Genomic DNA, 10,120 nt, shown 5'->3' on the forward strand with positions numbered 1-10,120 from the left:
CATAGGACAACAAATTATACATTAAGCAAAAAGCTTCTTTAATAGCATTATTTTTTCAATAAAACTAAAAATACTACTTGCGAAATTTGAAAATAAAATTAAATTTGTTGTCATAATTATAGAACAATGGAGCACTATAACGTTGAGCAAAAGATTCAGGAATTTATGGCAAAAATTGAAGCCAAAAATCCTAATGAACCAGAATTTATCCAAGCAGTAAAAGAAGTTGCCGTAACGGTTATTCCTTTTATTTCTACAAGAAAAGAATACACCGGAATGAAGCTGCTAGAGAGAATGGCAGAGCCGGAAAGAGTAATTATTTTCCGCGTTCCATGGATTGATGACAAGGGCGAGATTCAGGTAAACAGAGGATTCAGAATCCAGATGAACTCAGCGATCGGTCCATACAAGGGCGGAATAAGATTTCATCCAACGGTAAACCTTAGTGTTTTAAAATTTTTAGCTTTTGAGCAGGTTTTTAAAAACAGCTTAACTACGCTTCCAATGGGTGGCGGGAAAGGTGGTTCCGATTTTGACCCTCAAGGTAAATCTGATATGGAAGTGATGCGTTTCTGCCAGGCTTTCATGACTGAGCTTTGCAAACATATCGGGCCAGAAACGGACGTGCCTGCCGGAGACATCGGTGTAGGCGCAAGAGAAATTGGTTATCTCTTCGGGATGTACAAAAAGATAAGAAACGAATTCACTGGTGTATTGACAGGAAAAGGTCTAGCTTACGGTGGTTCACTCATCAGACCAGAAGCTACTGGTTACGGTGTGGTTTATTTTGCCGAGCAGATGCTGAAAACCATTGGTGAGAAAATCGAAGGTAAAACAGCTACCGTTTCAGGTTTTGGAAACGTAGCTTGGGGTGTTGTAAAAAAATTCACAGAACTGGGCGGGAAAGTACTAACCATTTCTGGTCCTGATGGTTACATCTATGACAAAGACGGAATCTCTGGAGAAAAAATTGAATATCTTTTGGAACTCAGAGCTACCGGAAATAACAGAGCGGAAGATTATGTGACCAAATATCCATCTGCTGAATTCCACGCTGGGAAACGTCCTTGGGAAGTTAAATGTGATGTTGCTTTCCCGTGTGCGACTCAGAATGAACTTGATTTGGAGGATGCAAAAAAACTGGTTGCCAACGGTTGTATCTGTGTAACAGAAGCTGCAAATATGCCTTCTACGCTGGATGCGATCAATTACTTCTTGGACAATAAAGTGTTGTTCTCACCAGGAAAAGCATCTAACGCTGGTGGTGTTGCAACTTCCGGATTGGAAATGACACAAAACTCCATCAGACTAAACTGGACTTCTGAAGAAGTTGATGCAAGACTTAAAGAGATTATGATTGGCATTCACAAAGCTTGTAGAGATTACGGAAAAGAAGAAAACGGTTATGTGAACTATGTAAAAGGAGCTAATATTGCAGGCTTCGTAAAAGTGGCTGAAGCAATGCTTGCACAAGGCGTGGTTTAATTCCTTTTCCAATAAAATAAAAATGCAGCTAATTGGTTTTAGCTGCATTTTTATTTTTAATAATGGGTTATGTTTTATCTTTTCGGAAGCCCACGCTTCAAAGCATAGTTGGCTCTTTCGATGGCTTTCTTCTCTTTCCAGGTCATATATTTTGCTTTGAAATTTCGCTTCATAAAATTGTCAAAATTTCTCTGTACAGTCAGATTCCAAAGCGAGTGAGCTTTTACTGCCCAGCTTTTGTCCCAGGCTCTGAGAGAAATGGAGAAACTGCCGTCCAGATATTTCATCCAGTGCCACCAGCCAGTCGGCATAAATAAAGTGTCGCCGTGCTCTAGGTAACACTCAATTCCTTCCACTCCATCCAATGCTGGAAACTTTGTAAAATCAGGATTTTCTATATCATAATCTTCCAAAGCGTAAGTAGCATAAGGAATCTGATAAAGTCTGTCTTTCCATTTATAATCGAAAAGCAGAATATGCTTTCTACCATTGAAATGCGTATGGAAAATATGCGCCATATCAATATCATAATGAAGGAATGTCACAGAACCTTTTCCTCCGAAGAACATATTCGGATATTTATCCAGAAAACCGCCCATCAGATCCTTTGGGAAAATATAGTCGTCCAGTAATTTTGGAGCCTGCTTTATCGGATCGAACAAAAATATCCTGAGATCTGTTGGTTCTTTTTCGATCAGGTCGATGTAATCTGCAAATTTCATTTTCGCAGCAGACGCATTAATGGGCGCAGCCGGATCCGCTTTAGAACTGTCGTACAAAGGAACCTCTACATCACCTACGGCTTGCTTCATATAATCCATCGTCCATTTCTGATAAGCCGGCCACTTCCTCGCCATATTTTTTATAACAACCGGTTTGCGCGGCTTCAGGTATTTTTCAAAGAACTCTTCTTTGGTAATATCATCTACAATATCAATTGGTTTTAGAATGATTCCCATGTTAATGTAATATTAAGTGGCAAATTTATTAAATTTTAGATTGACAAAATAAAAAAGAGTAATCGTATTTTTAATAACTATAAATAAGTGATATCAATCATTAGTTTGTGTGATCGTGTGTTTTGTTTTAAAGGTTTTGAATTTTTATGATCTAAATAAAAAAAATTGTAACAATTTACTCGTTTTCTTTACTAACATTTTAGCGATTTAATCTGTAATTATGAAGAAAATTCTATTAGTTTTTATGATGCTGATGTCTACCGTTGCTGTTTTCGGTCAAAAGACTATAAGTGGAATCATCAACGATGGCGACGGAAAACCACTAGCCAGTGCCAGTGTAACGATTGAAGAACCCGGCAAAAATGCAATTCTTGCCTACGGGATTTCTAACTCGAAAGGGGAATATAAAGTGACGTTCAATTCGTCTGAAAGCAATCTTGACTTGAAAATCAAGGCATTCAACCAAAGACCAATTTTACAATCCATAAAAAATGAAGATCAGAAAATCAATTTTTCCATGGATTCTCAAGCAACAGAAATACAGGAAGTGCGGCTGAAAACAAAATTAATCACCAAGAAAGGTGACACTATTTCCTATGATCTGAAATCATTCGAAAATAAAAATGACCGTACGCTAGCCGATGTTCTGAAAAAAATCCCTGGAATAGAGGTCAATAAGGATGGAACAGTTCTCTATCAGGGCGAGGCCATTAATAAATTTTATGTCAATGGAAAAGACCTGATGGAAGGCGGCTACGGAACTGTGAATAATTCTCTACCGAAAGATGCAGTTTCCAAAGTAGAGGTTTTGGAAAACCACCAACCGGTAAGCATCTTGAGAGATAAAGTACCATCAGAACAGGCTGCACTTAACATTAAGCTGAAAAAATCAGTTACTATGACCGGACGTGGAGAGATCGGTGCCGGCTTCAGTCCATTACTCTGGAATGTGAAGCTTACCCCAATGTTTTTTGGACAGAAAAACCAGTGGGTCGTGAATTATAAAGCCAACAATAATGGTGAAAGTGTGGAAAACGAAGGTAATCTGCTTGCTTTCGGAAGCCGTTGGGAAGGAAAAAGAACACAGGCTACTTCCAACAGATGGATTAACGTAGAGACTGCTGCTGTTCCGGAATTGCCTGAGAAAAGATACCTATTAAATAATGTTCACTTTTTCTCTGCTAATCTTTTGACCAATCCTTTTAAAAATAAAGAATGGGAATTGAAGGCCAATGCCAATTATATTAATAATGCCATTGAAAGAGAATCTTATAACAGCACTGTATTTTCTGACGGAACATCCATTGTAAGAAACTATTTTAATAACCTCTACTCTAATAAAGCAAAAGGCGAATTGATTTTTACCAAAAATGCTAAAAAAGGTTTCTTCAAAAATACAACCACCTGGACTGGTATGTGGAACGATAATAATGCGGATATTTTTAATTCTCGCTCTAACATATTTGCTGCTGAAAATTTAAATGCTCCGACATTTAATTTTACAAACTCACTAAGCTCCATTTTACCTTGGAAAGACAAATTATTGAATGTGATGAGCTATGTCAGTATTCAGAATGACAGGCAAACACTTTTTTCAACTCCAGGGATATATTCTCCAGTACAAAACTCAAGTATTTATAATTCTCTGGAGCAATATCTATCCGTCAAAAGTATCAATACAACCCATTCTGCATCAGTAGGTTTCAGTTACAGAAAATGGACTTTTACGCCGGAGGCCGGAATCAATGTTAATTTTAATTCTATGAAGTCCTATTTAAGTGGGATGAATGGAAATCAATCTACACTATTTGACTTAAGCTATCAGAATAATTTAGAATGGAACGAGGTCCAACCATACACCCAAGTAGGACTGAATTATAAATCGCAAAATCTGAACTTAAACATCACCTTACCGGTTAATTTTTATGCTATCGATTATAATGACAATCTGAGAGGCACAGGTAAAACAATCAGCAAAACACGCTTCGAACCTAATTTGTTTGCAAGCTACGATTTTGCATCCTTCTTCAAATTGTGGGCGTTTGGAAGCATTAACAACAATTTTGGAAATTTTGGTGACGTGTATGAAGGAAACATACTTACCAATCCTGCATTTGTACAGTTAAAAAACAGTCCGATTCCGGCTAATACCTCTAGAAATGCCAGCACAAGATTAGAATACAGAAACCCGTTGAACAACTTATTCTTCAATGTAAGTTACAGAATTGGCAACAATACCAGCAACCTCGTTACTAATAGAATCATTGATCAGCAAACAGGTAATACATCAATCATTGTAGAGGAAAATGATAATACTTCTAAATCCAACAGCCAGAGAGCAGAGATAGGAAAATATTTTCCAAAATTTAAAACCAACTTATCGGTTAATTTTACAAACAGCAACAGCACGAACTACAGTAAAGTAAATAGTGTTTTCTTTGCTACTAAAAATGAATCCCAGGCCTTCGGACTGAAATTTAACAATACCTATTTCAGCTGGCTAAGTGTAGATTATAATTTGAGTATGAACTGGAGAAAAAGTACAGATACGTTCTCCAACTCCACTAACAAAAATGGTGGTTGGAACCATAATCTCGCTACATACATCTATCCTTCTGATAATCATACTTTTGGTTTTATCTGGGATGACATCACTACAAATCTTGAAAATGAAAGCTACAGAAATTCTTTCTTTGACCTTTCTTATCAATACACTTGGGTAAAAAGGAAAATAGATTTCGAATTTAAATGGTTGAATATCGGAAACAAGAAAATCTATGAAACGGTACTTGTAGATTCTCAGAATAACTCTATTACCAGAAATACCTTTAAAATCCGCCCAAGCCAGTTTATGTTCACCGTAAAGTTCAACTTTAAATAACTCTATTTTATATTTGTAAAAGGCAGTTCATCTTTTTGTCTGCCTTTTTATTTTTCTTAATTTTAAATCTCTAATTTTTTAGTTATGAAGAAAATATTTTTATTATTGATGATTACAGTGAGCTTATTATCATTTGCTCAAGGAACAAGAATTATGTACGAATACAAGTTCGCTTCTAATCTCGCAAAGAAAGACTCTCTTGAGACAGAGTTGATGTATTTGGATATCAAAAAAGAGGGTAGCAATTTCTATAGCAGACAAAAATTTGTGAGCGATTCTACAAGAGATGCTTATTTCAAAAAGCAAATTGCGACAGGTTCCACCAATTTTAACTACCGTGGCGGAAACGGAGGGAAAATAGGATATGCTGTTTCCAAATCCTATCCGGATTTTAATATCGTTTTACATACGGGTATTGGTAATTCTAGATTCAGTGTTAAAAATGAAAACCCTATGGCCTGGAAAATTCTTCCTGATAAGAAGACGATTGATAAATTCGAAGTTCAAAAAGCCACACTCGACTTCGGTGGAAGAACCTGGACAGCGTGGTTTTCGCAGGATTTCCCGTTTCAGGATGGCCCTTATAAATTTTCAGGATTACCGGGTTTGATTTTGGAAATGGAAGATTCTACAGGAACACATAGTTTCAAATTTGTCGGAAGCAAAAAGTTTGATGAAGTTGTGAAAATCGAAAAAGAAGAAATAGGCAGTACTCGCGGCGGGATTGTTGTAAAAACATTCGGTGTTCCTGGCGGAAAAGAAATCGAAGTTTCCGAGGAGCAGTTTAAAAAACAATGGAAAGAATACAAAAATGATCCTGTAAAAGACACACGACAAATGCTATCACAAGGAAATATGAAGCTAACGCTGAATATTGACGGAAAAATGATGTCAGAACCTTCAGAAGTTCTGCGAGCGATGGAAAAAAATCAAAGAGAGGAAATCAAAAACAATAATAACAAAATAGAACCAGCACTCTACCCTTAATTAGACATAAAACACTATTTTTATAGTCCTCTTCTGAGAGGACTTTTTTATGCAAAATTTCTAAATAAATTTCAAAATGAGTTATTTACCAAAACTTAAAAATATAAAAGCATTCGTGTTCGATGTAGATGGTGTTTTTACAGATGGAAGCGTATATCTTCTGCCGGACAGAAATATGTCCAGAGTAATGAGCGTGCTGGATGGTTATGCTGTTGTACAATGTCTGAAACAAGGTTACAAAATCGGCATTATTACTGGCGGAAATGATCCAATGGTGCAGAACAGAATGGAATATCTTGGCATCAAAGATTATTATGCGAAGTCTTCCCACAAAGTTTCCGACTATGAAGATTTCAAATCCAAATATAATTTGCAAGATTCTGAGATTCTGATGATGGGCGACGATATTCCTGATATTGGAATTATGAAATTGGCAGAAATCTCAGCTTGTCCTGCGAATGCAGTTCCGGAAGTGAAAGCAATTTCAGATTATATTTCACCAGTTTTTGGAGGCAAAGGAGCTGTACGCGATGTGATAGAGCAAGTGATGAAAGTGCAAGGCAAATGGAATCTTGACGAAGAAACAAAATCAGCTTAATTATTGAATATGAACCTATTACTAGCTTCCAATTCACCTAGACGAAAAGAACTTCTTACACAATTAGGTTATCAATTTGATATCGTTAAGATCGATGTTGATGAATCTTATCCTTCAGATTTAAAACCACATGAGATTGCCGAATATGTCTCAGCAAAAAAAGCAAAAGCTTTTGATGTGAATGAAAACGAAATTCTTTTAACCTCGGACACTATTGTTGCGTTAGACCAAAAAATTCTTCTCAAACCCAAAGATGAGAATGAAGCTTTTGAAATGATAAAAAGTCTTTCGGGAAAAGTACATCAGGTTTATACAGCTTTTACGCTCAAAACAGTGGATTCGGAAATCAGTAAAACCAGCAAAACGGATGTAGAGTTCTCGGAAATCAGCGATGAGGAAATTAAATTTTATATCAAAACTTATAAACCTTTTGACAAAGCCGGGTCATATGGCATCCAAGAATGGCTGGGAATGACAAAAATCAAAAACATTTTCGGTTCTTTCTATTCTGTGATGGGTTTACCTGTAGATCTGGTTTATGAAGAACTTAAAAAGCTAGGCTGTTTTCCAAAGAATTTTTTAAACTGAGAGCTTTAAATAATTTTCACGGCAAAATTTCGTTATTTTTACAGATTAAACTCCAATTTTCATTTTGAAATAAATAGATGAGAAAATATTTACTAATCATACTTGCCATATTTTCTGTTGCTGCATGCAATCCCCGAACTAAAAAGAAGAAAACCAAAAGCGGATCTATTAACCGTTTTATGACGTTTCACAACACACTTTTTAATAGCCGAGAAGCGTTTCTGGCAGAGATGGAAAGTAGAGACAAATCTCATATTGACAATTTTTACGATCCTTATATCTCGGTTTACACAACCGAAGATTACATTTCAGACATCCAGAACGGCATGTCTACCAACGCAGGAAATGATACTGATATGGATGCTCCAAGAGGTCTGCGGTCCAACCAAAACTTCTCTGGGAATTTCTCTTCATCCCAGGCTAACAAAAAAGGCGCCACAGCCCTGCAGATTACCGAAGCTAAAGCCCTAAAAACCATCAGTAAATATTCGGTTCTGGTGAGCGGCGTGGAAAAAAACAAGAAGATTTTCGATGCTTATATGCTCTTGGCAAAAGCTAGAATGTATCAGGGAAAATACCTTGAATCTTTGGATGCGCTGAGTTATATCTTCAACACAATGAGCAAAGATAAACGTCTTCCTCTGGCAAAAATATATCAGGCTGCAAACTACACCAAAATGAAGGAATATTACCGTGCAGATGAAGTGTACCGTGATTTGGAAGAGGATCCTAAAATCAAACTTAGTAGAGAACAACTTAGAATTTTAAAAGTCTATCAGGCTGATAATTTCCTGAAATGGGGTAAAAAAGAATTGGCTGCAGAAGTTCTGGAAGATGCTTTTACCTACAATAAAAATAGAAAAACAAAAAGCAGAATTGCCTTCCTAAGAGGTCAGATTCTTGCTGGTCTTGGAAAAAAATCAGAAGCCAGAGAATCTTTTGCAGCAGCTTACAAGTATGCCAACAGCTATGAATTTGAGGTTAAATCTCAGATAGAAATTGCAAAAACCTTTGACGGAAAAGCAGACAGCTATGATGAAGCGATGGCTTATCTGGATAAGATTGCAAAAAAAGGAACTTATGCATCCCGGAAAAATGAGCTTTATTATGCCAGCGGATTGGTAGCCGCCTCTGCAACAAAAGATTCTATAGCCGATTCTTTTTTCAGAAAAGCATTAAAAGAAAAACAATCGGATCCGCAAATCAGAGGGCTAACTTACTCTGAGCTGGCAAAAAAATACTTTGCTAAAGATGATTATCTAACAGCGGGTATCTATTATGACAGCGCACTAGCAGTAATGTCCTACAAACCTGAAAAAGACCGACTTACAGAACTAACGGCAAATATCAAAAAACTGTCAAAGAACTATTATATTGTGAAAAAGAATGACAGTATTCTGGCTCTTACAAAAATGACAGATGCCGAGAAACGAGACTATTTCACAAAATACATCGACAAAATCAAGCAAAAAGAAGCTGCAGCAGAACTTGAGAAAAGAAAAGCCGAGCGAAGCAAAGGTTTTGATAATAGTGACTACAATGCTAATTCTATTTTTGCTAGTAATTCTACAGACAGCAATAGTTTTCAGAATTTTGGAATCAATACCGGCGGATCTACATTTTATTTTGCCAATTCCAACAACATTCCGAGAGGTGAAAATGCTTTCCGACAAGTCTGGGGGAGCAGAACGCTTCAGGATAACTGGCGGTATTCTGCAAAAGCAGCTACCATAGAAGATATGAAAAATGAAGCTTTGGGAATTGCAAATGTGCCGGATCCCAGACGTTTGGAACCAGAATTTTATATCGAAAAAATCCCGACTTCCAAACAAGAACTAGCCAATCTAAAAAAACAAAGAGATACCGCAAGTCTTGGGATGGGAAGGATGTATGAAAATTTCTTCGGGAATACAAAGCTGGCAACTAAAACTTTATACGATCTTGTGGATAGTAAGCCGGATGAAGAAACTGATCTTATGGCACTTTACAACATCTTCATTTTCAACTACGAAAAAAATCCTGCCGATGCAGAAAGAGCTAAACACATTATTCTGCAAAAATATCCTTATACTTCTTATGCAGAATTCGTGAAAAATCCGAAAAGCAAAGATTTTAATAAGTCCACAGAAAGCGTCGAGAAATTGTATGCCGATGCCTACAAACTTTACTTGACTGAAAAATATACCGAATCTTCCACAATGATTGATAAAGCTATTGCAGATAATCCTAAAGATGCGCTGGTTCCCAAATTCTATTTACTAAATGCTTACAACAGCGGCAAAACAGCAGGTAAAGAGATTATGATTCTTCAGTTGGAACAAATCGCCTTAAATTATGGCAATACGCCGGAAGGTAAAAAAGCAAAAGATCTTCTCAAATTTTTGAAAAGTGATGTAAAAATGGAACTTACGGACGAGTCCGGAAACACTATTTCCCAAAGCTCACTACAAGAAAATCCTAAAACACAGGAAGACTTGGAAATGGAAGAAAAGATGAAATTATCTGCACCTGCTTCTGGACCGGGTAGACCGGGATTAGAAGCGCCTGGACAGCAATCCGCCACCACGCAGCAATTTAAACGAGAGAAGAAAGATAGAAAATAAAAAAGAATCCGTCTCACAA

7 protein-coding genes are annotated in these 10,120 nt (G+C 36.8%); 6 read left to right on the plus strand and 1 reads right to left on the minus strand.

All coding sequences use genetic code 11. The features are described from left to right. Nucleotides 1-126 precede the first annotated feature (126 nt). Nucleotides 127-1,485 carry an NADP-specific glutamate dehydrogenase gene (gene gdhA / locus EGH73_RS13485; RefSeq protein WP_089769596.1) on the plus strand — a complete coding sequence of 453 codons (1,359 nt, stop codon included), beginning with the start codon at nt 127-129 and terminating at the stop codon, nt 1,483-1,485. Nucleotides 1,486-1,559: 74 nt separating this feature from the next. Here gdhA and EGH73_RS13490 read toward each other — a convergent pair whose 3' ends face one another. Further along, a complete protein-coding gene (locus EGH73_RS13490; RefSeq protein ID WP_123282281.1) occupies nt 1,560-2,444 on the minus strand; it encodes a cupin-like domain-containing protein in 885 nt (294 codons plus the stop codon). A gap of 220 nt (nt 2,445-2,664) precedes the next feature. On the opposite strand from EGH73_RS13490, the gene EGH73_RS13495 reads away from it, so the two are divergent. The 5 genes from EGH73_RS13495 (at nt 2,665) to porW (ending at nt 10,101) form a co-directional block, all read left to right on the plus strand. Beyond that, nucleotides 2,665-5,325 carry a TonB-dependent receptor gene (locus EGH73_RS13495; protein ID WP_123282282.1) on the plus strand — a complete coding sequence of 887 codons (2,661 nt, stop codon included), beginning with the start codon at nt 2,665-2,667 and terminating at the stop codon, nt 5,323-5,325. 84 nt (nt 5,326-5,409) lie between these two features. Next, a complete protein-coding gene (locus EGH73_RS13500) occupies nt 5,410-6,312 on the plus strand; it encodes a GLPGLI family protein (RefSeq protein ID WP_123282283.1) in 903 nt (300 codons plus the stop codon). Between the two features lie 76 nt (nt 6,313-6,388). Next, nucleotides 6,389-6,910, plus strand: coding sequence for a KdsC family phosphatase (locus EGH73_RS13505; RefSeq protein WP_123282284.1), 522 nt, complete (start codon nt 6,389-6,391; stop codon nt 6,908-6,910). 9 nt (nt 6,911-6,919) lie between these two features. Then, a complete protein-coding gene (locus tag EGH73_RS13510; protein ID WP_089769607.1) occupies nt 6,920-7,498 on the plus strand; it encodes a Maf family nucleotide pyrophosphatase in 579 nt (192 codons plus the stop codon). Between the two features lie 77 nt (nt 7,499-7,575). Beyond that, the gene (gene porW / locus EGH73_RS13515) at nt 7,576-10,101 is read left to right on the plus strand and encodes a type IX secretion system periplasmic lipoprotein PorW/SprE (protein WP_123282285.1); all 2,526 of its coding nucleotides are present in this window, start codon (nt 7,576-7,578) and stop codon (nt 10,099-10,101) included. Nucleotides 10,102-10,120 lie beyond the last annotated feature (19 nt).

It is taken from the genome of Epilithonimonas hominis, from assembly GCF_003730015.1.
Lineage (GTDB): Bacteria > Bacteroidota > Bacteroidia > Flavobacteriales > Weeksellaceae > Epilithonimonas > Epilithonimonas hominis.